Raw genomic sequence first — 23,928 nt, forward strand, 5'->3', positions numbered from 1 at the left:
CACTGTGCCTTGGTCAATGATGGCTAGGCGATCGGCTAGGGCGTCAATTTCCTCTAGGTAATGGCTTGTGATCACCACGGTGGTGCCCGCATCTCGCAATTGCCGCAAAAATTCCCAGAGAATAAAGCGACTTTCAATGTCTAGGCCTACCGAAGGTTCATCCAACACCAACACGGCCGGTTGATGCAGTAAACCTGCTGCCAAGTCCAAACGTTTTCGTAGTCCGCCGGAATAAGTGCCAGTTTTCTGATCTGCATAGGCCGTTAAACCTAAAATATCTAGCAGTTGGTCGATGCGTTTTTGGGTGCCATTAGCATCAAGATGGTAGAGGGAGGCTTGTAGTTGCAACAATTCTCGACCTGTTAAGATTTTATCTATGGCAACTTCCTGGGCCACATAACCTAAACGGCGGCGGGCCTGGCGGGGATCGCTTAATACGTTTACGCCATCAATCCATAGTTCCCCTCCGTCCGGCTTGGCGAGGGTACATAGACAACGGATCGTGGTGGTCTTACCGGCACCATTGGGACCAAGTAAACCAAATATCTCTCCCCTGGGCACCGCAAAGGAAATGTCCTTTACCGCAGGGATCGCACCGTAGTTTTTTCGGAGTTGTTTGACTTGAACAGCAACGCCCATGAGGTAACTCCTTCCCATTTAATCTGCAACTTTTCTTAACATTATCCCTGATATGGTCGGTTTTGCCCTCCCGGTTTGAACTTTAATGAGCACCCTCCTTGGAATCCTTGCAATTTTGTCGGCGGCGGCGGCGGCGGGGATGCGCATTGCCCTACCGCTGTTAATCGTTGGTCTGATTCAGGGTGAGCTCTGGTCAGAAGTGCCTCTACTCTGGAGGGTTAATCCCCAGGTGGTGGTGGCAGTTTTAACCAGTTGGTCCTTGTTTGAATTGTTTGGCTCAAAGAAATTGCTCGGCCAGAGGGTGCTGCAAATCGTGCAATTATTTTTCACACCCTTGGTGGGGGGAATGATGGCCATTACCGTGGCCAAGCTGCTGACCTCGGAACTGGAAATGGATTTCCGTTTTCCTCCCCTTTGGGTGGTGGGAGCAATCGGTTCCCTCTTTGCTTTGGTTATAAGGCTAGTGGCGATCGGCTGGTTTTTTCGTCTGCGGGGTCTGCCTTTTTGGGTAACGATTTTAGAGGATTTATTCTCCGTGGCACTGGTGCTATTTGCTTTCAAAGCTCCCCAAAATGGTGGCTTAATTGCGATCTTGCTGTTGTGGATTGTTGTCCGCAGTTCCACCGCCTGGAGAACCTGGTTTTTGGCTAACCGCAGTCCTGACCAGCCATCCCAGCCAAAAAATCACCGATGACCTATTTAGAATTTAGACTAATTTTTCAAGCCGTAATATTCTCCAGCATTAGTTTTGATCGCTTGACGACATCCGGTACGGTGATGGGGTACTTTCCGTTGAAGCAGGCGGAACAAAAATGGGAGACATCTTCCCCAGTGCATAACAGCATGCCTTCCTGGGATAGGTAAGCGAGGGAGTCCACCTCGATTTGTTCGGCAATTTCCGCTACCGTTAGTCGAGCCGCAATCAATTGATCTTGATTATCGGTATCAATGCCATAAAAACAAGGATGGGTCACTGGCGGGGAAGAAATCCGCATATGTACTTCCGTGGCCCCGGCTTCCCGTAAAGCTCGGACGATTTTGCGACTAGTGGTGCCCCGCACAATGGAGTCATCGACAATAATGACCCGTTTGCCGGCCAATACGTCTTTGAGGGGATTGAGTTTCATGCGGATGCCGTGCTCCCGCATATGTTGGGTGGGTTGAATAAAGGTACGCCCCACGTAACGATTTTTGATTAACCCCTCGGCATAGGGAATACCGGAAGCTTGGGAAAAACCGATCGCCGCTGGAATACCAGAATCAGGCACTCCCATTACCAGATCAGCATCAATGGCGGATTCCTTAGCCAACCGTTTGCCAATGCGCATGCGGTAGGTATAGAGACTTTCATCATTAACCACGCTATCCGGGCGAGAAAAATAAATCATCTCGAACACACAGAGTTTGCGCTCGGCGCTTTCGGCCAATCGATGGGAAACTAAGCCCGATTCGGTGATATACACCAACTCCCCAGCTTCCACTGTGCGGATATAGGTGGCACCAATGATATCCAGGGCACAGGTCTCCGATGCCAATACATAGCGGGGAATTTCTTCCTCTAAAATGCCGATTACTAGGGGACGAATGCCATGGGGATCCCTGACTCCAATAATTCCCTCCGGCGTGCCGACCACTAAGCTATAGGCTCCAGTGCAAAGGGTCAGAGCTGCAATGGTGCCTTCCACCCAGTCTTTGCCCCTATCCACCTCGTTGGCGATCGCCACTGCAATCATTTCCGAATCAGTGGTGGTGACAAAATCTTCACAGCCCCTTTCCGCCAGAGCTTCCCGCAACTGATTAGTGTTAACCAAATTGCCATTGTGGGCCAGGGCCAGGGGTCCCAAACGGGTGGGGAGCACCGCCGGTTGAGCATTGACCCGATGGCTGGAGCCCGTAGTGGAATAACGGGTGTGGCCCACAGCCAGACTGCCCACCATCTCATTGAGTTTGGATTCTTGAAAAACCTGGGACACTAGCCCCATATCCTTGTGACAATGAACCGTTTTTCCAGCAAAAGTGGCAATACCCGCCGACTCCTGCCCCCGATGTTGCAGGGCATAAAGTCCAAAATAGGTCAATTTGGCCACCGCTTCTTCGGGTGCATAGATGCCAAACACCCCACAGGCTTCTTCTGGTTTATCGGCATGGTGGCCAGACAAAGGCTGACTATCGGTCAACTCAGTCAACTCACTGGAGGAGGGAAACATGGCGGCAATCTTCCTGGATCAGGGTAGAGAAAAACGGAGACGAAAACTAAATCCTAGACTATGGGAATTGGTGGATTCCCGCCAGACAGGGAAGGCAATGGGGAACGGGACTAAACTCCTTAATCAATTGTTAATCGTTAACTCATACTAGCAAAGAAGCAGTGCCCCCACCGCAGTGTTTGGTTCCCGGTTAAGTTGGTCTAGTTGTCAGGGGACAGGGGAATGTATAGATTAGTGTGTAAGGATAAATTTTTAGGAATTTTTTAGATTATGGAAAGTGTTGCTTACATTCTGGTGCTGACCATGGCCCTTGCGGTCCTTTTCTTTGCGATCGCCTTCCGGGAACCCCCCCGCATCGAAAAATAGCCTTATTAAAGGGTCTCTCCCCCAGGTGTTTCTTGCCGGGATACTCCCTTAGAAACCCCAGTTTTTACCTCTGTCTTAACCGTGGGCTGGCTTGACTTTGACGCAACATTCTTGTATGCGTTAGGTTGGGCTAAGCTCATTTTTTGTCGCCATTATGCAATGTCCTCACTGTCAGCATCACAATAGTCGCGTCCTCGAATCCCGTTCCAGCGAAGGTGGCCAAAGTATTAGGCGAAGGCGGGAATGTTTGGAATGTAAACACCGTTTCACCACCTACGAACGGCTGGAGTTGTTACCTGTCACGGTCATTAAACAGGATGGGGAACGGCAGGCCTTTGACCGCTCCAAACTACTGCAGGGTATGGTACGGGCCTGTGAAAAAACTGACATTAATTTCCAGCGCCTAGAACATATTGTTGAAGAGATTGAAGCCAATTTACAACAACAGCCGAAACGCGAAATTCACAGCGAGGCGATCGGGCAGATGGTGTTGCAATATTTACGCCAGGAAAGCGAAGTGGCCTATATCCGTTTTGCTTCCGTGTATGGCCGATTTCAAGGCATTGCAGACTTTGTGGATACCCTGGAGCAACTGCAACGGGAACAACATCCTGAACCGCAATATTCAACCATGTCCTAGATTATCTTCGCCAGGCTTCAATTTACCCCCTAGCTAATAACTGTTAGCCAGATTAAGTAACCGGGAAATTACCCCCAAACTTAACGACAACCAACTAGGGTGGCCGTATAGGTTTTGCCCAATGAGTCTAGCCCATTGACAAAAAGATTTACCTGATAGGGCTGGTCTTCGGGAGTCGCGTTACCAACAATTTCCAAGGGGGTATTGGGCTTAAAGACAAAACCTTGTTGATTGAAAAGCTCCGTAGCGGTTTGATCGCTATATTTTAAAAACATCCGAATATCAAAGGGATTGGATTCAGCGGAGGTTACCGTCATCACGAATTTTTTAAAAACCGTTCCTCCTGGCACTGCCCAATCCGTATTCCAGTTATTACGGGTTATGTTAATGCCCAACATTCCCAATGGCCCTGCGGGAATAGTTGGAACAGCCACGGTTTTCGTCACCGTATTACCCTGGCCTCCCACTAAGGGAATGGGCACACAGGTTTCGCCATGGCCAGGAGTTGCCAGGCCCACCGCCAGGGAAATGCCAGCTATAGCCAGGGTTAGGGATTTAGTCAGGGGAGCCATGGGGGTCAGCCGGGGGAAAGGGGGGTTAATCATCAGAAAAATAGGTCTGAAAATCAGTGGATATTCGCAGCGTTAGCGATGTTAGCAAAACTATCAGCTCGTCTATAGTTTCTCTCTGGCCAGTCCGCCTACCAGTCAAAATTTTTCACTCTGGCCTTGGGTTTTTCGGCCTAGGGAAACCTTAAATCTTAAGGTTCCGCCACTGCTTCAAAGTAGGTTTTAGCCTTTTCTGGGTCGGGGATCATGGTTTTGTCTCCTTCCTGCCAATCCACTGGGCAAACTTCGTTGGGGTGGGACTGCACATGGCGAATGGCTTTTAGTACCCGTAGAGTTTCGTCCACACTCCGGCCAAAGGAGAGATTGTTGACGGTGGCGTATTGGAGAATTCCTTCCCGGTCGATGATGAATAGTCCTCGCAGGGCAATGCCCGCATCGGGTTCGAGGACGTTATAGGCTTGGCTAATTTCTTTTTTCAGGTCCGACACTAGGGGATAGTTGATGTCGCCGATGCCCCCCAGTTTCCGTTCGGTTTGAATCCAGGCGAGGTGGGAAAACTCGCTGTCCACGGAGACGCCCAAAACTTCCGCATCTAGGGCGGTAAATTCGCTGTGGCGATCGCTAAAGGCAATGATTTCTGTGGGACAGACGAAAGTGAAATCTAGGGGATAGAAAAACAGCACCAGGTACTTACCACGGTAGGTGCTCAGTTTGACGGTCTGGAAACTCTGATCGACGATCGCCGTGGCGGTGAAATCCGGTGCTGGCCGTCCTACCCGTAATACCTCTGTCATTGCTGTTTGCTTAAAACTTGATTAGGTGGTGTTGAATGTAACCGGAGAAACTTGTGTGGTGGGATCGTTGGTGGTTGATCGCACCCCGTACCGAGCTAATCTGCCCGTGGGGAAAGTTAATCCGGGGCGGGATCAGAATCCGAGCCTGCCAAGTCTTCATCGGCGATCGCCGGGGGCAAATTGTTCAGGAGATTGAGAATTTTGTCCCCCCGTTCCAAAGAGCGGTCTTCTAAAAAGGAAACTTCTGGGGTGCGCCGCAAACGCATCCTTTGCCCCAGTTCTCGGCGGACAAAGGGAGCGGCGGAGTGCAATCCGGCCATGGTGGAGGCTTTGGCTTCGGGGGAGCCGTAAATACTGACAAAAATCTTAGCGTGCTGTAGATCACCGGAAACTTCCACTTCCGTAACGCTAACCAAGCCCGTGCCCACCCGGTCATCTTTAATTTCGTGGAGAAGCATTTGACTGACTTCCCGCTTAATTAGGGACGACACCCGGGAAACTCGACGACTGGTGGCCATAGACCTGCTCCTCGGCAACAAAAAAGTTTGAGCCTGGGCAGATTAACCCAAACTCCCTCTACACGGTCAATCCTAACATGGCCCGTAGGGTGAAATAGAGAAAAATGAATCCACTGACCAGTAGTCCCATCAGGGCGATCGCCCCGACACGATTTTTTAAGAGGGGTTGAAGCCAGGTAAAAACGGAGAAAAATATGCCGAGGGTAAAACTGATCAGATACCGGGGGTAACGGGAAACGTTGGCTAAAAAATCACCCATGGTTATTGGTTTGGTGGAATGGTTCGCTAACTCGATTATCCCAAGGGTTAGGGTTTTTCAAGTCCGCCCCCCAGTGTAGCAATAGACCCGGCCTCAAAGGCCCAACCGTTGTCGATAACTAGCCACAGTGTTAGCTAACAAAAGAGTCACCGTCATGGGGCCAATGCCACCGGGTACAGGGGTGAGATAACTGGCCATGGGAGCAACCCCGGCAAAATCCACATCTCCCACTAGTTTCGATTTGCCCTCGCCCAATTCCAGACGATTAATGCCCACATCCACCACGATCGCCCCTGGTTTGACCATATCAGCGGTGACAAATTCCGGCTTACCGATCGCCGCTACGAGAATGTCTGCCTGGCGGGTAATATCGGCCAGATTTTGGGTACGGGAATGGGCAATGGTGACAGTGCAATTTTTTTCCAGCAACATCAGGGCCAGGGGTTTGCCCACTAGAATACTGCGCCCCAACACCACCGCATTTTTGCCGGTTAGCTCAAGGTCATATTCCGCCAACAAGGCCATCACCCCCGCTGGGGTACAACTCCTCAGACCGTCTTCCCCCCGCACTAAATGACCCAAGTTGACTGGGTGGAGACCATCCGCATCTTTGCTCGGATCAATGGTGTGCAAAAGTTTGACCGCATCAAGATGATCCGGCAGGGGCAATTGCACCAAAATGCCGTCCACCCGTTCGTCTTCATTCAAGCTGGCGATCGCCGCCGTTAAGGTTTCCTGGTCCGTATCAGCAGGAAAATGCTTGCCAAAGGAAACCATGCCCAATTTTTCGCAGGCCTTTTCTTTGTTGCGGACGTACACCGCACTGGCCGGATTGTCCCCCACCATCAACACCGCCAACCCAGGCGATCGGTGTCCCTGGGCCACCAGTTGGGCAATTTCCTGTTTCAACTCCCCCTGCATTTTCTGGGCGAGGGCTTTACCGTCAAGGATTTGGCAGGATGGGGGCACAGCAGTCATGGGCAAAGGTAATGGAATTTGAAATAATTTGCAGTAAGTTGGCAACCAACTATCTGGGCGATCGGAAAGACTTGCTGGCTAATTTTAGAGGTTTCCTAGGGTTTTGTAACGGCTTTTTGGGGTTCGGCGGGAATCACTGTGGGAGTTTGCAATTCCTGGGCTCGGGCCACCATGGCCAAATCATCGGAAAGTTGATTTAGTTGCTGGGCATATTGCACCTGTTTGGTCAGATGTTCTGTGGTGGAAACCAAATTACTTAGTCCTTGAATGAGGCGAATTAACTGTTCCCGCAAAGCTGGGTTGCCGGTGATTTGGTCCACATCGGAAGTGATTTTTTCCAGGTTCTGGGTGGCGGCCCGGGCCGATTCCAACAACTGCTGTAACAAAATAATTGTTTGGGGATCATTGAGGCGATCGGCAAATTGATTCAGATTAACGGTCAACTGATTGGCATTGTCCGCCACTGCCTTGAGATCTACTAAGGCTTGATTGAGGTTGCCCACCGTATCTTGGTCGTTGACCTGGGTTAATAGTTGCACCAAAGGGGGTTCCAGATTTTTAACACTGATCTGTAACTGGTCGCTGGTGCCCTGGAGACTGGTAAGGGTCGCCCCCAGGCGTTGATTATTAACTTCCAAAAAAGCCTGAATTTGTTCCGCCGCTGACCCAACAGAACGTAAACTACGGTTAATTTCGCCAACGGTGCCACTTTGGTTAAGGGAGCGGATAGTACCAGTGGCTTCCCGGCTCAAAGTTGATAGGTCTTGGGCCGTGCGATCAACGGAATTAAGGGTACGACGAATATTTTTTACGCCTCCGTCCTGGTTGATTTCCCGTAACAGGGTAGCCGCTTCGTTGCTGAACTGACTAATATCCTTCAATGCTTCTGGAGTTTGGGTAGCCAAGGCCCGAATGGCTTCATTGATTTGGGGCTCGCTGAAAAAGTCAGAAATACGCATCATGGCCCGGATCAGAGCGTTAACATCCAGGGCATCTTGACCCGTCAAAATGGAACCGTTGCAAATAATCACTTCAGGATTACAGTCCTTATCCAGGGGGTTATAGTCCACTTCCTGGGGCAAAACCGTGGTAGTGGGAACAATATTGATGGAAGTTTCCCCAATTAACCCCGATTGGCGTGCCTGAATTTCCACACGACTAGAAATTAGGCGATCGGTGGGGCTAATTTCCACCTCCACCGCTACCCCATCCGGCTGGGGTGTGACGCTAACCACCTGACCAACCCGGACCCCCCGATAGTCAACTCTGGTGCCCACCAACATTCCCGCCGCATCGCTAAAAAGTACCGTGGCCCGGTAGGAACGGGAACCAAAACGAAAATTTTTGAGCCAAAGGGTGCTGACCACCAAGAGAAACAAAGCAGTCAAAATTAACAGTCCGATACTACTCTGCAACAATACGGGCGATAGGCGCTGGTTTCGTCCTGCTGTCATTGGGGTAATTCAGAAAATTTTGCTCGAGCTGCTCACAAGACTATTAAAATCATTGAACTGTATTTCCCCAGCCAAAGTTCCACGGATGGCAATATTTTAGGCAAAGTCCAACACCTTGCAAAATCTTCCATGGCCAATGATTCCCAGTGACAAAATACACGGTAAGCAAATTTAAATCGGCGCTGTAGTCTGATGTCCCTATCATTCTTCCTATGGCTTCGTAGTAGTTGGTTCAGGTCTGTGGGGACTGGTTGCTGCCCCTGATTTGTTTCAGGCAAGCCATTCTGTCTTGGTTATCGATCTACTTTAAAGCTAACTAAGGGATGGAATTTCCATGACATGCCACCATGCCAGCCTTGAACTAGAGTGCTTCAAACTCCGCCAAAAACTGGTTCGGGAGTCAACGGTAAACGGGCAATGTAAAGTGAAAAGAACTACCCTGTTTGGGGCGACTATCCACCCAAATTTGGCCGTAGTGGGCCTGAATGATTTTGCGACAGAGAGACAAACCTAAACCATAGCCATCGGTTTGTTCGTCCCGTTGTAGTCGAAAGTGTCCTTCAAAAATGGTTTCTTGTTTGGAATTGGGAATGCCGGGGCCGTTGTCGGTGATGCTGACCTGAACTTTTTGGGTAGTGCGATGGAGAGCCCCCACTGTAATGGAGCCATGGGGAGGAGTGTACTTAATAGCGTTGTCCAAAAGATTGGCAATCACTTGGCGAATTAATTCCTCATCGGCAAAAACATTGGGTAAATCTTTGGGAATGTCGTAGGTAATACTGAGATTTTTTTTACTAAATTTTACCTGATACAATTCCAGAATTTCCTGGCAAAGATCGGCAATGGCAAGGGGACAACCCTGGACCTGAAACTGAGAATTAAGATTTTTAGAAGCCTGCAAAATATCTTCAATTAGGCGGTCCATAATTTTGAACTGCTTGCGGGCTTGATGCAGGAGTTGGCTTATGAGGGCAGGTTTCTGCTCTTCAATGGGTTTGTGTTGTAACAATTCCAAGGTATCAACGGCAATGGAGGCGGCGGTGAGGGGACTACGTAAATCGTGGGCCAACATGGCCAAAATCTGGTCCTTGAACTGTATTTGTTGGAGCAACTCTTCCTTATCTTTTTTGAGCAGAAAAAGTTCGTCGGACATTTTCATCAGTTCCCCAGAATAACCCACGGAGGAAATTTCCCGAGGACAACTGGGGGATTGAACCGTATCTTCTTGGCCAGAGTCTGTTTCTAATTCCTGTTGCCACCGGGGCCACCATTTATGTAATTGTTGGATGATATTACTGCCAGCTAAAACCTGTCGTGGTTCTGGTTGTATTTTGATCAGGGAGGGGGTGGCGACCAGACGAAAATGTTCTACTAGGTGGGGATGTTTACTGATTTGGAGGATTTGTAGGTCATAGCTGTGTCCCTCCAACAGGTTAGTGAGGCATTGACCAATTTCCTGCACACTGTCTTGGGAGTTGGGGCGATCGTCGATGAACAGCAAAAACTGCAGCGGGACAGAGGACGCATTACCAAGTTCGGAGGGGGAGGACATTGCAGAGCGTTCGGCTTTTAAAAACAGGGTATCCGGACTGATAAGGTCCAGTCTGAATCTAGTTAAATGGGGCTACTTGTACCGGCTAAAACCGTGACAATTCCGACTGTCCTCACCATAGATGAGCAGACCATGACCATAATTGTCAACGATCAGGGGGCATAAAATCCGTTTCAAATTGCTTGCGGGTGATGGGCTGTGAGATCATCAACCCTTCTCCCCCTAGTACTGTTAGAGGTTCTCCCTCCACCAGTAAACGGACAGGAAGATTGGGATCTGTACTGGTGGCAGTGTAAACAATTTGTCCCAGCCTGGCGATCATGCTTTGGCTACCTCCCCCTGCGGTAAATTGGGCCGATAGGTCAACGTTGATGCCGGTGGCGGTTTTGGTGAGGCTCAAAAGGCTGGTGTTGGGGGGAATGGCGGAAATTTCGCTGTTGGGGGCAGCTAAGAGGGTTTTCAGGGCCCGCTCCGTCTGCACTTCCGGTGGATCATTGTTGGGGGGAATATTTTGGGGCACAAAGGCGATCGCCGTGTCATTGTTACTGAGCCAGTAAATTTGTGCCTGTCCGGGGATGGCCATGTCGGGTTTATCGGGGTCCACTGTGACCGTGGGGGAACGTTGGGAAAGATTAAACCCAGTCCAGAGGGCAAAGCCGGTACCAACCAAGGCCACCACCAAAGCGGCCAGAGCAAAGCCGGTCAGGGACGAAAACGGTTTTTGTTGGCTCATAATTTTCTCCACCAGGGCCGCAATTAGTTACAGTTTATCTTCTCAACCAGGCTAGATTAAAAGCAAGGGCGGTATTAATCTGGGTTCAACCAGCTTAGTTTGGGGGTTAGTTGCTGATTAATCAATGGTGACGACCCCGGACGACGTAAACTGGGGGTTGGCAAATTTTGTTGTGACCTTCATCGTTAAAGATTGGAATCGTGCGAAAAATTATTATTGCGGGCAATTGGAAAATGCATAAGACGCAGGCGGAGGCCCAAGCGTTTTTGCAGGAGTTTAAGCCTTTAATCGAAGATGCGGCGGAAAGTCGTGAAGTGGTGTTGTGTGTTCCTTTCACCGATTTAAGCGGCATGTCCCAACAACTCCATGGCGGCAGGGTTCGCTTAGGGGCGCAAAATGTCCATTGGGAGCCCGGCGGTGCCTACACGGGAGAAATTTCGGCGGCTATGTTGGCGGAAATTGGTATTCATTATGTGGTTATCGGCCACAGTGAACGACGGCAATATTTTGGTGAAACGGACGAAACTGCCAACTTAAGGGTATTGGCGGCCCAAAAGGCAGGCTTAATTCCCATTCTTTGTGTGGGGGAAAGTAAGGCCCAACGGGATGCCGGGGAAACGGAACAGGTCATCATTGACCAGGTAAAAAAAGGCTTGGTGAATGTGGATCAATCCAACTTAATCATTGCCTACGAACCGATTTGGGCCATTGGTACAGGGGACACCTGTGCGGCGACGGAGGCCAATCGGGTCATCGGGTTAATTCGGGAACAGTTAACTAATTCTCAGGTCACCATCCAGTATGGCGGTTCGGTCAACGCCAACAATGTGGATGAAATTATGGCCCAACCGGAAATTGATGGAGCTTTGGTGGGGGGAGCTAGTCTGGAACCCCAGAGCCTTGCCCGCATTGTTAATTTCCAGCCCTGAGTAGATTGATTGACTGGTGTAATGAAGCTTAGTCAGTGGTTAGGTTTAGCTTGTTTGGTAATGGCGGCCTATGTGGCTTGGGAAATCCGCCAACTGCTGTTACTGCTTTTCCTGGCCATTGTGCTGAGCACAGCCCTCAATCGTTTGGTTAAACAATTGCAGACCTGGGGTATTAAACGACCTTTGGCCCTGGCCATTACCCTGATTAGTGTCACGGTGACGGTGGCCCTATTTTTTCTCTTGGTCATTCCTCCTTTTTGGGAGCAATTGCAAGTGCTGCTCAGTTCTCTGCCTAAAGTTGGCGATCGCCTGGAGAGGTTGTTCGAGGACTGGCACGACCGGGTAGAGGTGCAGTTTTTTAGCCAGGCTTTTTCCGTTGATGACCTACCGGATTCCATTTCCGCCCTGGGGGCCAATGCCCTTAGTTCCCTGATTAGCTTTTTTTCCAATTCCGTTACTGCCGTCCTGCAAATACTTTTCATCCTGGCGATCGCCGTGATGATGTTGTTTTCTCCCCAAGCCTATCGACGGGGGACCCTCAAGTTATTTCCCTCCTTTTACCGCCGCCGGGCTGACGAAATCCTCACCCAATCGGAATCTTCCCTGGGCAATTGGTTGACGGGCATTGTAATTAATTCTTTTTTTATCGCTGGTCTCAGCGGCATTGGCCTATGGATACTGCAAATTAAATTAGTACTAGTCCATGCTTTGATGGCGGGGATTTTAAACTTTATTCCCAACATCGGTCCCGCCGCCAGTGTGGTCTTCCCCCTGATGATTGCGGTGCTGGATGCCCCCTGGAAAATTATTGCCGTGCTGATTCTCTATTTCCTTATTCAAAATGTGGAGAGCTATTGGCTAACCCCCATTGTCATGGCGAAGCAAGTTTCCCTTCTGCCTGCCGTTACCCTCATCGCCCAACTATTTTTTGCCAGCATATTCGGACTTTTAGGGTTGATCCTGGCCCTACCCCTGACGGTGGTTTTAAAAATCTGGATTGAAGAAGCTCTGTTTAAAGATCTTTTGGACAATTGGCAATGAGCAATCGCAATGGTGCCCGTCTCTCCCACTCAAAATCTTTCCCCATGCTCCGCCCCCTACTGCCCCTATTAGCTTGGGCTTTACAGAGTTTTGTGATGCCCGTAGCTCAGGCTGAAACGGTGTTGGAATCCATTCGGGCAAGCGGCCTACTACGGGTGGCCATTCGGGACGACTCGGTTCCCTTTGGTTTTCGGGACGGCCCGGCCAATCAATGGACAGGCATTTGTGTGGACTTCATCGAAGCCCTACAGACAGAGGTATCTGCCACCCTGGGGGGTCAGCCTTTGCTGGTGAAATTTTACCAATCCAGTTTGTTCAATCGCTTCAATCTCGTGGCGGAAAAAGTAGTGGTGGTGGAATGTGGCCCCAACACCATCCGCCGTGACTTACAGTTGCCCATTACCTTTTCCCAGCCCTTTTTCGTTACAGGAACCCAATTTTTAGTGGCCACCGATCGCCTGGGGGAATTTGATAGCGATGGCAATTTGCGGGGGGAAAGAATTGGGGTTTTGGGCGGCACCAGTAACAGTGAATTTTTAGCGGCACGTTACCCCGAAGCAGAACTGATTAATTTTCAGGGTTTTACCGCGCGGCGCTTGGGGGTGGAAGCCTTAATGCAGGGGCGCATTGATGCCTTTGCCAGTGATGGCATTTTGCTGTTTGGAGAAGCCTTGGTGCTAGACCTTCCCCTCGGGCGGAGTTATCGCCTTTATCCCTCCTATCCCCTAGATTGCCAGGGTTATGGACTAATTTTGCCCGCCGATCAGCCGGAATGGGAAGATTTGGTTAATCGGGTTGTGACTTCCCCCAATTCCCGGGATATTTACCGCCGCTGGCTGGGTCCCCTCTTCCCCGCCTTGGAAAGGGTAGAACAACATTGTCAGGCCAGGCAAAACCCATCATCTATTAAGGAGCCCACAGGGGACGAAAACCCATCAAAGAAAGAGCCTTAAGTTCCGCCTGTTGCCCCAACTCTGGCCTTAGGGGGGGGATCAGGAGCCACAATTGACTATCGGCGATCGCCTCCCCGGTATCAGTGTTCAAGCGACTATTGGCTGGGGTTTCGGGGTCGATAATTACTTGGTCAAATAACAGGGCCAAACCGTCGGGGGAAAGACTCATTTGGGTGTCCCGGTAATCCTGGAGCTTAAGCATGGGAAAAACTTCACCACTGTTGACGTTAATTTGGACAAAATAGGGCTGTTCAATATATTCATCCCCAGGCAAAAGCTTGGTCAACAAACAATAGAGAGTTTGATTATTGCGGCCAAATTCGCAACTGACAATGGAGCCGTCCGTATCTACCAATTCCTTTTGCACCCCGAGGGTGTTGACAAAGAAAAGGGTTCTTTGGAAGCGTTTTTGGGCATCCTCCGTATTGAAGTTCACCAGGGCGGCGGCGCTACCATCGCTGGAAAAAGTTAACAGTTGGCCGAATTTGGGCAGAAAATCCAACGGCTTGGCTTCCGGTTGCAAGGGCAAAATGCCAATGCCTTCCCCCCGGGCCACCGCCAGAGACTGGTTATCCGGGGCAATTTGAAAGTCTCCACCCTGTACCTTCAAACGTTCCGGCTTTTGCTGATTTTTTAGCATCCAGAGGTCGAAGTCAGCGGGATTTTGACGATTGACCCTCTGCACCACAATGGACTTGCCGTCCTCACTCACATCGAACTGATTATTCTGAAACTCCTGGTTATCCAGCACCAAAGTCGGTTTAGGCAATTCCTGGGGGTTGTCACTTTCCACCACGGGCACCTGGTATAACTGCAATTGCCGGAGCCCCTCAAAGCCCAACTGACTTTCGGCGGCGGCAAACAGAATTGCTTTGCCCCCCTCATAGAATTTGAAGTCCACCACGGTCAGCCCCGGTGGAGTGAGAATAGTTTTTCTCTGCTTAGTGAGGTTGTAGAAAATAATCCGCCCCTGCTCGATCCCTTGAGTGCCAATGTAGGCAAAGGCCCGGTCTCGACTGCGAAAACTACTGGTGAAAGGAGCCATCATTTGCCCATGGTGCTCACCGGCATACTGTTCCCGCACATCGGTAATTTGCAGATCGTAATCGGTGCCGTAGGGAATGGGATTTTCCAAGGTGTAGGCCATGCGACGCCCCGCCCAACTAATTTTTCCCGGTAGGGCTGGGGTAATGACCAAATTCTTTTCTACCTCCCGTTGATCCATGGGACGGTCGAAGGTGATGATAAAAGCCCTGTCCTTGGCCCCCAAGTGGGCCCCGTCCCAACTAAAATCCTGTACCCGGGGACGGTTGGCAAATATGCACTGATTATTGTCTTGGCAGGTGTAATGACCCACCCCCACCACGGCGATCGCCGCACTAAGGACACCAATCAAACTTAGGGCCGCACGATCAATGGGTTCGGAAAAATATTTAGCGAGCATGGATAGAGGAGCAAAATTTTAGAGCAGCACCACAGCCGGACTTCCCTTTCCTCAGGGCTTAAAGCTGTGTTACATTTTGTGATGAGTAGTTCTCATTTTTGCCAAGTTTGGGAGCTTTTCCACCCTTGGTCAGACCGTCATAGTACGCTGATTATATGCGATTTTACGGCTCCGCTGGAGTCAACCCCCTCCATCCCTGATCCTTAAGAGAAGTCTAGCTTCAATGTTTTCAAAAGAAGTCACCGAATCAAAAGTTTTTCAATGGTTCAATGATCGCCTGGAAGTGCAAGCCATCTCCGACGACATTGCCAGCAAGTATGTTCCTCCCCACGTAAACATTTTTTACTGCCTGGGGGGCCTGACCCTGACCTGCTTCCTGATCCAGTTTGCCACTGGGTTTGCCATGACCTTCTACTACAAACCCACGGTCACGGAAGCCTTTGCCTCTGTCCAATACATCATGAATGAAGTCAACTTCGGTTGGCTGATCCGCTCCATTCACCGTTGGTCCGCCAGCATGATGGTGCTGATGATGATTCTCCACGTTTTCCGGGTTTACCTCACCGGCGGTTTCAAAAAGCCCCGGGAATTGACCTGGGTTGTCGGCGTGATGCTAGCCGTCACTACTGTTACCTTTGGTGTAACCGGTTACTCTCTCCCCTGGGACCAAGTGGGCTACTGGGCAGTGAAAATTGTGTCCGGTGTACCGGCCGCCATTCCCGTGGTTGGGGATCAATTGGTGACCCTCATGCGGGGTAGTGAAAGTGTTGGTCAGGCTACCTTGACCCGTTTTTACAGCCTCCACACCTTTGTCCTGCCCTGGGCGATCGCCGTATTGTTGCTGTTGCACTTCCTGATGATCCGCAAACAAGGCATTTCTGGTCCTTTGTAATTTCTATCCCCTACTAATCTGATTTGATAGGGCAATTTCGTTTCAAACGTTGCCAAATTGCCGAATATTGAAACAGATTAGAGAATCTAGAAAATCCTTAAAAAACCTTAACTTGGAGCCTCCGCCCCATGAGCATTATCAAAAAACCGGATCTCAGCGATCCCGATTTACGGGCCAAACTGGCCAAAGGCATGGGCCACAACTATTACGGTGAGCCGGCCTGGCCCAATGACATTCTTTACATGTTTCCCATCTGCATCTTGGGTGCTTTGGGACTAATTGCTGGATTAGCCATCCTTGACCCCGCCATGATCGGTGAACCAGCGGATCCCTTTGCGACCCCTCTGGAAATTTTGCCTGAATGGTACTTGTACCCCACTTTCCAAATTCTGCGCATTCTCCCCAACAAACTTCTGGGAATCGCCTGCATGGCTGCCATTCCCCTCGGCTTGATGTTGGTACCCTTCATTGAAAGTGTGAATAAATTCCAAAACCCCTTCCGTCGTCCCATTGCCATGACCATCTTCTTGTTCGGCACTGCGGCGGCTTTATGGCTGGGAGCTGGCGCAACTTTCCCCATTGATAAGTCCCTGACCCTGGGCCTGTTCTAGGAAAAAATGTGTTTCTCCCTGGGGCAGGTTTCACTGCTCCGGCCCGGTTCGCAAAAGTGGCTCAAGTTCTGGGGGTTGTCTAGGAAAGTTTTCATCTGTTACCTGTTGTCAAAACAGAAAAAACAGAAGTATTTTTTAGGTAACTTCCAGGGCCAGCGGCCTAAATCCAAGATATTATTACTGCATAGATTCCTTTGTGAACGTTATATGTTTCCAGAGGAATTTTTTTTGACGGCGAAATCCTGATTGCAAACTTGAACGGCCTCCAAACCTTGACAGTCCATGAAAATTGTTATTGATGGCATCTTCTTTCAAATTGCTGACACAGGCATCGCTCGGGTTTGGCGAACTCTGTTGGAAAAATGGTGCGATTCTGGTTTCATAGAAAATATTGTTCTAATTGATCGAGGTCATACTGCTCCATCACTACCAGGGGTGCAATACTACCATCTCCCCCCATTTAATTATCAAGAAGAGGCGTTATTTTCTGGCAAACTGCAGGATATTTGTAATCAATTTAATGCCGACTTATTTATTTCTACCTATTACACTACTCCGTTATATACTCCCTCGGTTTTAATCATTCATGACATGATTCCGGAGGTAATTGGCTTAGATTTAAGCGAATTCTGGTGGCGAGAAAAACGCTATGCCATAGTTTATGCCAGTCAGTATATTACGGTATCTAGAAATACAGCGAAGGACTTGCTCAAACTTTGTCCCGAAGTTAAGGCTTCCCAAGTAAATATTATTCATAATGGTGTAGATAGTATCTTTTCCCCTGCTTCTGCCGCAGAAATTGCCGCCGTCAAGTATAAGTTTGCCATCAACTCTCCCTATTTACTTTTAGTCGGGTCTCGTTTAAGTCTTAATCAGTATAAGAACGCAACTATTCTATTCCAAGCCTTCCAGGCCAGCAAAGATCTCCAAAAACTTACCCTTGTTTGTGTTGGGGGAGAGATTATCTTAGAGTCAGAATTAGCTGCCCTAGCTAGTGACATTAATGTTTGTTTAGTTCGACCAACGGATTGGGAATTAAGGTGCCTTTATTCCGGGGCGATCGCCTTGGTTTACCCTTCTTTGTATGAAGGATTTGGTTTACCCATTCTTGAGGCCATGGCTTGCGATTGTCCTGTGATTACTTGCCATAATTCTTCGCTGCCGGAGGTGGGGGAAGATGCGGTTATCTATGTTGGCGGCCAAGATGTAGTAGAAATGGTTGCAGCCTTAGAAAAAGTGCAAACTCCAACCATTCGCAATGAATTAATTGCCAGGGGCAAAGAGCAAGCGAAAAAATTTTCTTGGTGGACAACCGCCACTAAAATTAGTCAGCTATGCCTAAAAACTATTGAGGATAATAAAAATAGACCCCAAAAACAGAATTTCACTGCCCTTTGGCAAGACTTTCGGGAATGTCAAGTGGAAGAGCTTAAACATCGTGTTCTATTGGGGGAACTTGAATGGAAAAACGCGGAAGCAAATCATGTAATTGACCATTTACAAGCCCATAATCATAATATGGCGGGCAGAAATGCCCAGTTAGAAGTGGAAAATAAAACCTTAATCGAGCAAATAGAACGGCAAAACCTGCAAATTATCCAATTAGAAACTAATAACCAAGTCCTCCAAATTGAACTTGAGACTTCCTCACAACAAATTCAAGAATTGTCAAACACAAAAAAGACAATTAAAAGATTATGTAAAAAAGCATTGAAGAAATTATTTGCGTTTACAGGAACTAAGATACACTAAAATTATTTGCGCTGAGTAAGGGGAAGATTGTCTTGGAGGAGGTTAAATTTTTAACTGCATGGTCGGCAAAATAGCTTAATCTAGTTTAGTTAAAAGTCTGCTAACATCAACCCGTCCAAAGATCGCCATCTTGTCGAGTGTTATGACGAATACGAAGACTGCCCCCACGGTCAAAATGCTGCGGGAATTTGCCTGGATTATGGCAGGGATGATTGCCTTTCTATTTGGTCTACTCATTCCCCTGCTCAAGGGCCACGGATTACCCATATTGCCCTGGGCGATCGCCGCTGGCTTTGTTTTTCTGGGACTGTTCACTCCTCGCAGTTTGGGCCCGGTGTATGAACTATGGCTAAAAATTGGCCACGTTTTAGGGTGGATTAATAGCCGCATTATCCTGACCCTAATTTTTGCGTTGGTGGTTACCCCCATGGCCCTGGTGATGAAATTATTGAAAAGGGATACCATGGCCCGTCAATTGGAGCCTCAACGGGTAACCTATCGATCGCCATGTCGTCCCCGGGACATTAACCATCTGCAAAAACCCTACTAACTCCAATTGTTGATCAACGCTTAAAAATAACTTTATGGAAGGATTTATTGAATTATTGCAGGATATTTGGGGATTTTTGCGGCAAAGAAAAAAATATTGGCTATTACCGCTGATTTTAACCCTGGTCCTTCTGGGAGCATTAATTGTTTTCACCCAAGGATCGGCGATCGCCCCTTTTATTTACACCCTCTTTTAAGCCCGTATGTCCCTGCTTCCCCATCGTCAAACCCAGTTAAAGGCCCTACTGCGACGGTTGGGGTTAACCGAGAATGATCCGGTGGATTGGAAGCTACTGGATTTGGCCCTGACCCACGCCAGTCAATCCCCGGAAGAAAATTATCAGCAACTGGAGTTCGTTGGCGATGCGGTGGTGCGATTAGCTTCAGCGGAAGTGCTGATGGAACACTACCCCCAGACTTCGGTGGGGGAAATGTCTGCCCTGAGGGCTATTTTGGTCAGTGATCGCACCCTTGCCGGTTGGGGAGAATTGTATGGCCTAGACCGATTCCTGTGGATTACCCCCGCAGTATTAGCAGATAAAAATGGGCGAGTTTCCCTAATGGCAGATAGCTTTGAAGCCTTATTAGGAGCCCTTTACCTAAGCGTAGGGGATTTGTCTTTGATCCGCCCTTGGTTGAGTGAACATTTGCTCGCAAAAGCCGTTGAAATTAGACAAGATCCTGCCCTCCATAACTATAAGGAAGCCTTGCAGGCATGGACCCAAGCCCATTACAAATGTTTGCCGGAATACCGGGTAGAACCCCTAGATCAAAATTTGCCCCAGCAATCAGGTTTTCAGGCAACGGTTTGGCTTGGCGATCGCCATTTAGGTAGTGGCAGCGGTCCATCAAAAAAAAGTGCAGAACAGGCTGCTGCCCAACAAGCTTATCAGGAATTCATTGCAAAGGAAATTTTGCCCATTGCTAAGACAAGTGAGGGTCATTAGGGTGAAAAAAGCTAACCGATATATTGCCTCGGCTGAATTTTAGCTAACAGTTGACCCACACATAAAGCACCATCATTGGGGGGTAATTGTCTGGGCCAAAGGGGCCAAAAGCCCGCCTTTTTTAAAGCAGTGATGACATTGGCAAGTAAATAACGATTTTGGAAACATCCTCCCCCCAAAACTACTTTTTTCACTCCTTGGCGTTTAGCCACAGCTACAATTAAAGCCACTAGGGTGTTATGAAATTTAGTCGCAATTAGATTGATTTTTGTTCTTTCTTCCATGGTTATTGCCCTAATTAAGGGCTGCCAATCCACTACTAATTTATTTCCCTGATCTATCAAGGTGAAAGGGTAACATTCCTTTGTTAAATCAGGTCTGGCTTGAGCTTCCAAAACCATTGCAGCCTGACCTTCAAAGGTTACTTGATCAATTAATCCAATTAAAGCGGCAATGCCATCAAACAAGCGACCCATACTCGAAGTTAAGGATGCTTCCCCCCGTCGCCAAAGATGGTGTAAATTTTTGTTATTTAGATCCTTATTTAAGTTGGTGGTTATTTCGTCTTTAAAATCATTGTTGAAACCCAACCAATTTTTTAAATAATCCCCAGAAAAATTATCACCAAAAGTTGACCATAACAGCGCCAAGGCAATGCGATGGGGATATTTAATTGCCTGCTGATTACCTAATAAAGGAAATGGTCGTAGATGGCCAACTCTCTGCCAAGTGTTATGGGTGATTTTAAGAAATTCTCCTCCACAAATGGTGCCATCCATGCCGTAGCCCGTGCCATCCCAAGCAATGCCTAGTACAGGCTCGTCCATAATTTCATGTTCCGCCATAACTGCTAAAATATGGGCATAGTGATGCTGCACAAAAGTGACAGGTAAAGCTTGATTTTCGGCATACTGATGACTGAGATAGTCAGGATGTAGATCAGCAATAATTTCCTGGGGAGAAAAATCGTATAGTTGGGTTAAATGGGCAATGGTTTGCTCAAATGCTTGATAGGTGGAGATGGTATCTAAATCTCCTAAATGTTGGCTAAGATAAGCTTGATTATGTTTGGCGATCGCCACTGTATTTTTATAATGACCTCCCACCGCTAATAAATGTTTAGGAGAGGACTGAGGTAAGGTGATAGGTTGGGGAGCGTAACCCCGGGCTCGGCGTAAAAACAAGGTTTCCCCTGCCACTATTTGCACTACAGAATCATCCACTGGACAAACAATTGGGCGATCGTGGACCAGGAAACCATCAGCGATGTTTTGCAGACGGTTTAAAGCATCAAAATTATCAATGCAAATTGGTTCCCCGGCCAAATTCCCGCTGGTGGCTACCATGGGTCTATCTAAACCTTTTAGTAATAAATGATGGAGGGGCGTATAGGCTAACATTACTCCCACAGTGGAGTTATCAGGGGCAATGTTTTCTGTCAAAATTAACTGCGACTGTTTGCTTAACAACACAATGGGAGCGGCGGCACTCTGTAACAACTCAATTTCTTTCTGGTTGGGTTGATAATGCTCCATAATTTGACCAAGATTGCCATACATTACCGCCAACGGTTTATCTGGTCGTTGTTTTCTTGCTCTGAGCTTTTTTACTGCCTTAAAGTTAGTGGCATCACAACATAAATGAAATCCTCCTAAGCCTTTGACAGCAATAATATTACCTACTTTTAAATTATCAATAGCCAGATCTAAAGCATCATTTGCTTGGGCAATTATCTTACCTTGGCAGTCCCAAAAGGCAAGTTGGGGACCACAGCGGGGGCAGGCATTGGGTTGAGCATGGAAGCGCCGATCGCCAGGCTGTTCATATTCCCTTTCGCAGTCAGCACATTGGCAAAATTTAGCCATGGTAGTACGACAACGGTCATAGGGTAAGGCTTCAATAATGGTGTAACGGGGACCGCAATGGGTACAGTTAATGAAAGGATAAAGATAACGGCGATCGCCAGGATTAAATAATTCTGCTAAACAAGCAGTACAAGTGGATAAATCTGGCAAGATGGTGGCGGTTTTAGGTCCATCACTACTGGGGCGGATAGTAAAGTTAGTAAAATTTTCAAAAGGTAACTGTTCAACGGTTAACTCTTCAATCAAACCAGGGGAAGGTAATGCCTTAGTTAATCTATCCGTAAAGTTGGCGATGGCCCTTTCGTTAGCAGTAATAACAACGGTGGCTCCTTGGGCAGAATTATTTACCCAACCGTTTAGTCCCATCTCCTGGGCAAGGGTATAAACAAAAGGACGAAAACCCACTCCTTGTACCCTTCCCTGCACTTGTATGGCAACGGTTTTTAACATTATTCTACTTCCATTAATATTGTTAAATAACCAACCATTCCACAGCTAGGAATTAGCTTTATTTTTCAAATGAGCCGCCAACAATTGATGGGGATAGGGAGAAGCGACGAGGGCTTGAGCTTGATCGCAATAGGCGTGATAATCCTGATGGTTCCGGTCAATTTCTGGGGCTGGCAAAATGGTTTTTAACTGCTTGAGAGTTTGCACTGCCACTGTGGGAAAGAAGGAAAACTTACCCGGTAATACACAAAGATAATTACTTTGGGGATTCACTTCAATCCAATAGCTATAACGACGTTTTTGAACATCGTCACTAATAAATTCTGTTTTAATGCAATCGTAGCTCCAGAGTTGACGTTGATATAAATTGTCTTCGCCAAAATACCGTGCCGCCGTATCTAAAAGTAATTCAATTTCCCCACTGGCTAAACAGTCATTTTCATTGCTAACATAACCAGAGTTAGCCAGCATGGAATAGTTTAAAGATTGTGAAGAGTCAAATATATTTGCCCGCTGGAAAAAATGATTGAAATGGTAAGAATTCTTGGTGGACATCCGCACAAAATTATGGGGACTAACGGCAGGATAAGCCACCACCATGGTGCTGCGACTCCGTTTCAGCTTGGCTCGCACCTGGAGGGTGGGTAAAATCCGATCAAAGCCTGCTCCCACTGCAAAAATAAACGCGTTGGCCTTCAGGTAATGTTGCTGTCCCTGGCGATCCCGATAAAAGATACTTTGTACCCTCACCGGGCCATAACGATCTACATTAATTTGTTCTAAATTAATCCCGGTGGCGATCGCCGTTCCGTGGGCCAGGGCGCTGGCCGTGAGATCCTGCAAAATGCCCTGGGTATCCATGGCACAGTCCAAACTTTTCAGCAGGGCATAGTCACTGGGTTCTACCCCATGGCTGAGGTCAAATTGTTGGCAATAATGACTAATTTTTTCTGACTGACTTAAGAGGCTACAGCCCCGCTGTTCATAACTTTCTAAATGGCCATAGTCCGGTGCTGCCGCTCCATGACCCGTCGGCGATCGCCAATTGAACTGTTGCCCATAGGCCATTTCTAAACGGCCTAACACCCGCTTTAACTGCATTTCCAACTGCACCCGATCGCCCTTGAGGCCAGACTGGAGCATTTCTGGGGAATGGCGTTGGGGATGGATGAGATAAACCGGATTGGGGTCAAACCAACCTGCGCCGCTAACTGTGGGGCGGTAACCGTGGTCATATTGCCCTAGGGTCAAATTACAGCGACTTGCAAAATAACTACTGTAGTGGTTGAGTAAATCTTCCACCCCATTAACACAGTTAAAAAAAGTCTGACCATCGTCCTGGCCTGAATATAAAGCCCCCGTGTGGAACCAGCCCTCCAATTTGCCAGAGGAATCCCCCCCCAAATGGCTATTTTTTTCCAACAACTGCACTGACAGGTTAGTATGGCGGGCCACATATTCGGCGATCGCCACCCCCGCAATGCCTCCCCCAATGACGGCCACATCGACTCGATTAATTGCCGCCGCACTAAGTTGGACCATTAAACTATGCTGAACTCATCCATGGGAGCCTTAACCCCCCTATTCTAGATTTAATCTGGCAACCCAAGGCCATGGCTAGGCACAGCAACCAGAGCCTAGGGTTCTCGGACACTCCGCCACTGTCGACCTTTCTCTTCCCATGACCACCCTGTATAATCTGCTCGCTATTCTTCGTAAAGAACTATTAAGCTATTTTAGCTCTCCCTTTGCCTATGGCATGGCCGCTATTTTTTGGTTAATGTCG

General features: G+C 48.4%; 25 protein-coding genes and 1 pseudogene. 13 read left to right on the forward strand and 13 right to left on the reverse strand.

The window, feature by feature from the left end:
- Nucleotides 1–639: ABC transporter ATP-binding protein (locus tag IQ219_RS02625; RefSeq protein WP_228016663.1), on the reverse strand; the 639-nt coding region annotated here is incomplete at its 3' end.
- An 85-nt stretch (nucleotides 640–724) separates the two neighbouring features.
- Here IQ219_RS02625 and IQ219_RS02630 point away from each other — a divergent pair.
- Nucleotides 725–1,333 carry a DUF4126 domain-containing protein gene (locus tag IQ219_RS02630; RefSeq protein WP_190597570.1) on the forward strand — a complete coding sequence of 203 codons (609 nt, stop codon included), beginning with the start codon at nucleotides 725–727 and terminating at the stop codon, nucleotides 1,331–1,333.
- Nucleotides 1,334–1,358: 25 nt separating this feature from the next.
- Here the strand turns inward: IQ219_RS02630 and purF are convergent, their stop codons facing one another.
- On the reverse strand, nucleotides 1,359–2,846 hold the full coding sequence (gene purF, locus IQ219_RS02635) for an amidophosphoribosyltransferase (RefSeq protein WP_194071619.1): 1,488 nt from the start codon (nucleotides 2,844–2,846) through the stop codon (nucleotides 1,359–1,361).
- Nucleotides 2,847–3,116: 270 nt separating this feature from the next.
- Between purF and IQ219_RS02640 the strand changes: the two genes are divergently transcribed.
- Nucleotides 3,117–3,212: a photosystem II reaction center protein T gene (locus IQ219_RS02640; RefSeq protein WP_010873362.1), complete on the forward strand. Its 96-nt coding sequence runs from the start codon at nucleotides 3,117–3,119 to the stop codon at nucleotides 3,210–3,212.
- Between the two features lie 154 nt (nucleotides 3,213–3,366).
- Nucleotides 3,367–3,852 (forward strand): transcriptional regulator NrdR, encoded by a 486-nt coding sequence (gene nrdR, locus IQ219_RS02645; protein WP_190597572.1) that lies wholly within the window; start codon nucleotides 3,367–3,369, stop codon nucleotides 3,850–3,852.
- Between the two features lie 80 nt (nucleotides 3,853–3,932).
- Here nrdR and IQ219_RS02650 read toward each other — a convergent pair whose 3' ends face one another.
- The 6 genes from IQ219_RS02650 to IQ219_RS02675 form a co-directional block, all read right to left on the reverse strand.
- Complete coding sequence (locus IQ219_RS02650) at nucleotides 3,933–4,457, reverse strand: hypothetical protein (protein WP_228016664.1); 525 nt, start codon at nucleotides 4,455–4,457, stop codon at nucleotides 3,933–3,935.
- A gap of 155 nt (nucleotides 4,458–4,612) precedes the next feature.
- Complete coding sequence (locus IQ219_RS02655; protein WP_190599484.1) at nucleotides 4,613–5,215, reverse strand: peroxiredoxin; 603 nt, start codon at nucleotides 5,213–5,215, stop codon at nucleotides 4,613–4,615.
- Between the two features lie 116 nt (nucleotides 5,216–5,331).
- Nucleotides 5,332–5,733: a 30S ribosome-binding factor RbfA gene (gene rbfA, locus IQ219_RS02660; protein ID WP_194019633.1), complete on the reverse strand. Its 402-nt coding sequence runs from the start codon at nucleotides 5,731–5,733 to the stop codon at nucleotides 5,332–5,334.
- 58 nt (nucleotides 5,734–5,791) lie between these two features.
- Nucleotides 5,792–5,992 carry a DUF751 family protein gene (locus IQ219_RS02665; protein ID WP_010873367.1) on the reverse strand — a complete coding sequence of 67 codons (201 nt, stop codon included), beginning with the start codon at nucleotides 5,990–5,992 and terminating at the stop codon, nucleotides 5,792–5,794.
- A 93-nt stretch (nucleotides 5,993–6,085) separates the two neighbouring features.
- On the reverse strand, nucleotides 6,086–6,970 hold the full coding sequence (gene folD, locus IQ219_RS02670) for a bifunctional methylenetetrahydrofolate dehydrogenase/methenyltetrahydrofolate cyclohydrolase FolD (RefSeq protein ID WP_194071620.1): 885 nt from the start codon (nucleotides 6,968–6,970) through the stop codon (nucleotides 6,086–6,088).
- 95 nt (nucleotides 6,971–7,065) lie between these two features.
- On the reverse strand, nucleotides 7,066–8,424 hold the full coding sequence (locus tag IQ219_RS02675; RefSeq protein WP_194071621.1) for an MlaD family protein: 1,359 nt from the start codon (nucleotides 8,422–8,424) through the stop codon (nucleotides 7,066–7,068).
- 235 nt (nucleotides 8,425–8,659) lie between these two features.
- Between IQ219_RS02675 and IQ219_RS20470 the strand changes: the two are divergent.
- Nucleotides 8,660–8,734: pseudogene (locus IQ219_RS20470) on the forward strand (hypothetical protein); the annotation flags it as partial.
- A gap of 90 nt (nucleotides 8,735–8,824) precedes the next feature.
- Here IQ219_RS20470 and IQ219_RS02680 read toward each other — a convergent pair.
- Both IQ219_RS02680 and IQ219_RS02685 read right to left on the reverse strand, forming a co-directional pair.
- Nucleotides 8,825–9,976 (reverse strand): histidine kinase, encoded by a 1,152-nt coding sequence (locus IQ219_RS02680; RefSeq protein ID WP_194071622.1) that lies wholly within the window; start codon nucleotides 9,974–9,976, stop codon nucleotides 8,825–8,827.
- Nucleotides 9,977–10,121: 145 nt separating this feature from the next.
- Complete coding sequence (locus IQ219_RS02685) at nucleotides 10,122–10,709, reverse strand: GerMN domain-containing protein (RefSeq protein ID WP_228016665.1); 588 nt, start codon at nucleotides 10,707–10,709, stop codon at nucleotides 10,122–10,124.
- A gap of 200 nt (nucleotides 10,710–10,909) precedes the next feature.
- Here IQ219_RS02685 and tpiA point away from each other — a divergent pair, with 200 nt between their 5' ends.
- Genes tpiA through IQ219_RS02700 form a run of 3 tightly spaced genes read left to right on the forward strand, consistent with a single transcriptional unit; the run spans nucleotide 10,910 to nucleotide 13,632 of the window.
- Entirely contained in the window at nucleotides 10,910–11,638 is a 729-nt protein-coding gene (gene tpiA / locus IQ219_RS02690) for a triose-phosphate isomerase (RefSeq protein ID WP_194071624.1), read from the forward strand.
- A 21-nt stretch (nucleotides 11,639–11,659) separates the two neighbouring features.
- Nucleotides 11,660–12,679: an AI-2E family transporter gene (locus IQ219_RS02695; RefSeq protein ID WP_194071625.1), complete on the forward strand. Its 1,020-nt coding sequence runs from the start codon at nucleotides 11,660–11,662 to the stop codon at nucleotides 12,677–12,679.
- The gene (locus tag IQ219_RS02700) at nucleotides 12,676–13,632 is read left to right on the forward strand and encodes an amino acid ABC transporter substrate-binding protein (RefSeq protein ID WP_194071626.1); all 957 of its coding nucleotides are present in this window, start codon (nucleotides 12,676–12,678) and stop codon (nucleotides 13,630–13,632) included. The genes IQ219_RS02695 and IQ219_RS02700 overlap by 4 nt, the downstream gene beginning before the upstream one ends.
- Here the strand turns inward: IQ219_RS02700 and IQ219_RS02705 are convergent.
- Nucleotides 13,586–15,076, reverse strand: a complete 1,491-nt coding sequence (locus tag IQ219_RS02705) for a hypothetical protein (RefSeq protein WP_194071627.1) — start codon at nucleotides 15,074–15,076, stop codon at nucleotides 13,586–13,588. The two genes, IQ219_RS02700 and IQ219_RS02705, sit on opposite strands and share 47 nt — an antisense overlap.
- Nucleotides 15,077–15,299: 223 nt before the next feature.
- Between IQ219_RS02705 and petB the strand changes: the two genes are divergently transcribed.
- The 6 genes from petB (at nucleotide 15,300) to rnc (ending at nucleotide 19,827) form a co-directional block, all read left to right on the forward strand.
- Complete coding sequence (petB, locus tag IQ219_RS02710) at nucleotides 15,300–15,968, forward strand: cytochrome b6 (protein WP_010873378.1); 669 nt, start codon at nucleotides 15,300–15,302, stop codon at nucleotides 15,966–15,968.
- Nucleotides 15,969–16,096: 128 nt separating this feature from the next.
- Entirely contained in the window at nucleotides 16,097–16,579 is a 483-nt protein-coding gene (gene petD / locus IQ219_RS02715; RefSeq protein ID WP_190599474.1) for a cytochrome b6-f complex subunit IV, read from the forward strand.
- 282 nt (nucleotides 16,580–16,861) lie between these two features.
- Nucleotides 16,862–18,331 (forward strand): glycosyltransferase family 1 protein, encoded by a 1,470-nt coding sequence (locus IQ219_RS02720; RefSeq protein WP_194071628.1) that lies wholly within the window; start codon nucleotides 16,862–16,864, stop codon nucleotides 18,329–18,331.
- A gap of 142 nt (nucleotides 18,332–18,473) precedes the next feature.
- Nucleotides 18,474–18,881 carry an SxtJ family membrane protein gene (locus IQ219_RS02725; RefSeq protein ID WP_194071629.1) on the forward strand — a complete coding sequence of 136 codons (408 nt, stop codon included), beginning with the start codon at nucleotides 18,474–18,476 and terminating at the stop codon, nucleotides 18,879–18,881.
- Nucleotides 18,882–18,915: 34 nt separating this feature from the next.
- Entirely contained in the window at nucleotides 18,916–19,077 is a 162-nt protein-coding gene (locus tag IQ219_RS02730; protein ID WP_190599471.1) for a DUF5989 family protein, read from the forward strand.
- Between the two features lie 6 nt (nucleotides 19,078–19,083).
- Complete coding sequence (gene rnc / locus IQ219_RS02735) at nucleotides 19,084–19,827, forward strand: ribonuclease III (RefSeq protein ID WP_194071630.1); 744 nt, start codon at nucleotides 19,084–19,086, stop codon at nucleotides 19,825–19,827.
- Between the two features lie 11 nt (nucleotides 19,828–19,838).
- On the opposite strand, the gene hypF is transcribed toward rnc, so the two are convergent.
- On the reverse strand, nucleotides 19,839–22,142 hold the full coding sequence (hypF, locus tag IQ219_RS02740; RefSeq protein WP_194071631.1) for a carbamoyltransferase HypF: 2,304 nt from the start codon (nucleotides 22,140–22,142) through the stop codon (nucleotides 19,839–19,841).
- A gap of 45 nt (nucleotides 22,143–22,187) precedes the next feature.
- Nucleotides 22,188–23,684, reverse strand: a complete 1,497-nt coding sequence (locus IQ219_RS02745; RefSeq protein ID WP_194071632.1) for an FAD-dependent oxidoreductase — start codon at nucleotides 23,682–23,684, stop codon at nucleotides 22,188–22,190.
- Between the last annotated feature and the right edge of the window lie 244 nt (nucleotides 23,685–23,928).

Origin of the sequence: Synechocystis sp. LEGE 06083, assembly GCF_015207725.1 — a bacterium.
GTDB classification, from domain to species: domain Bacteria; phylum Cyanobacteriota; class Cyanobacteriia; order Cyanobacteriales; family Microcystaceae; genus Synechocystis; species Synechocystis salina.

Bases quoted from the DNA above. Each gene is read 5' to 3' on its own strand.
- IQ219_RS02695 (WP_194071625.1), top strand. From the start codon at position 11,660: ATGAAGCTTAGTCAGTGGTTAGGTTTAGCTTGTTTGGTAATGGCGGCC.
- folD (WP_194071620.1), bottom strand. From the start codon at position 6,970: ATGACTGCTGTGCCCCCATCCTGCCAAATCCTTGACGGTAAAGCCCTC.
- IQ219_RS02730 (WP_190599471.1), top strand. From the start codon at position 18,916: ATGGAAGGATTTATTGAATTATTGCAGGATATTTGGGGATTTTTGCGG.
- petB (WP_010873378.1), top strand. From the start codon at position 15,300: ATGTTTTCAAAAGAAGTCACCGAATCAAAAGTTTTTCAATGGTTCAAT.
- IQ219_RS02700 (WP_194071626.1), top strand. From the start codon at position 12,676: ATGAGCAATCGCAATGGTGCCCGTCTCTCCCACTCAAAATCTTTCCCC.
- IQ219_RS02675 (WP_194071621.1), bottom strand. From the start codon at position 8,424: ATGACAGCAGGACGAAACCAGCGCCTATCGCCCGTATTGTTGCAGAGT.
- IQ219_RS02685 (WP_228016665.1), bottom strand. From the start codon at position 10,709: ATGAGCCAACAAAAACCGTTTTCGTCCCTGACCGGCTTTGCTCTGGCC.
- purF (WP_194071619.1), bottom strand. From the start codon at position 2,846: ATGTTTCCCTCCTCCAGTGAGTTGACTGAGTTGACCGATAGTCAGCCT.
- IQ219_RS02745 (WP_194071632.1), bottom strand. From the start codon at position 23,684: ATGGTCCAACTTAGTGCGGCGGCAATTAATCGAGTCGATGTGGCCGTC.
- IQ219_RS02630 (WP_190597570.1), top strand. From the start codon at position 725: ATGAGCACCCTCCTTGGAATCCTTGCAATTTTGTCGGCGGCGGCGGCG.
- hypF (WP_194071631.1), bottom strand. From the start codon at position 22,142: ATGTTAAAAACCGTTGCCATACAAGTGCAGGGAAGGGTACAAGGAGTG.
- IQ219_RS02650 (WP_228016664.1), bottom strand. From the start codon at position 4,457: ATGATTAACCCCCCTTTCCCCCGGCTGACCCCCATGGCTCCCCTGACT.
- IQ219_RS02705 (WP_194071627.1), bottom strand. From the start codon at position 15,076: ATGCTCGCTAAATATTTTTCCGAACCCATTGATCGTGCGGCCCTAAGT.
- rbfA (WP_194019633.1), bottom strand. From the start codon at position 5,733: ATGGCCACCAGTCGTCGAGTTTCCCGGGTGTCGTCCCTAATTAAGCGG.
- IQ219_RS02725 (WP_194071629.1), top strand. From the start codon at position 18,474: ATGACGAATACGAAGACTGCCCCCACGGTCAAAATGCTGCGGGAATTT.
- petD (WP_190599474.1), top strand. From the start codon at position 16,097: ATGAGCATTATCAAAAAACCGGATCTCAGCGATCCCGATTTACGGGCC.
- nrdR (WP_190597572.1), top strand. From the start codon at position 3,367: ATGCAATGTCCTCACTGTCAGCATCACAATAGTCGCGTCCTCGAATCC.
- IQ219_RS02680 (WP_194071622.1), bottom strand. From the start codon at position 9,976: ATGTCCTCCCCCTCCGAACTTGGTAATGCGTCCTCTGTCCCGCTGCAG.
- rnc (WP_194071630.1), top strand. From the start codon at position 19,084: ATGTCCCTGCTTCCCCATCGTCAAACCCAGTTAAAGGCCCTACTGCGA.
- IQ219_RS02655 (WP_190599484.1), bottom strand. From the start codon at position 5,215: ATGACAGAGGTATTACGGGTAGGACGGCCAGCACCGGATTTCACCGCC.
- IQ219_RS02665 (WP_010873367.1), bottom strand. From the start codon at position 5,992: ATGGGTGATTTTTTAGCCAACGTTTCCCGTTACCCCCGGTATCTGATC.
- IQ219_RS02640 (WP_010873362.1), top strand. From the start codon at position 3,117: ATGGAAAGTGTTGCTTACATTCTGGTGCTGACCATGGCCCTTGCGGTC.
- IQ219_RS02720 (WP_194071628.1), top strand. From the start codon at position 16,862: ATGAAAATTGTTATTGATGGCATCTTCTTTCAAATTGCTGACACAGGC.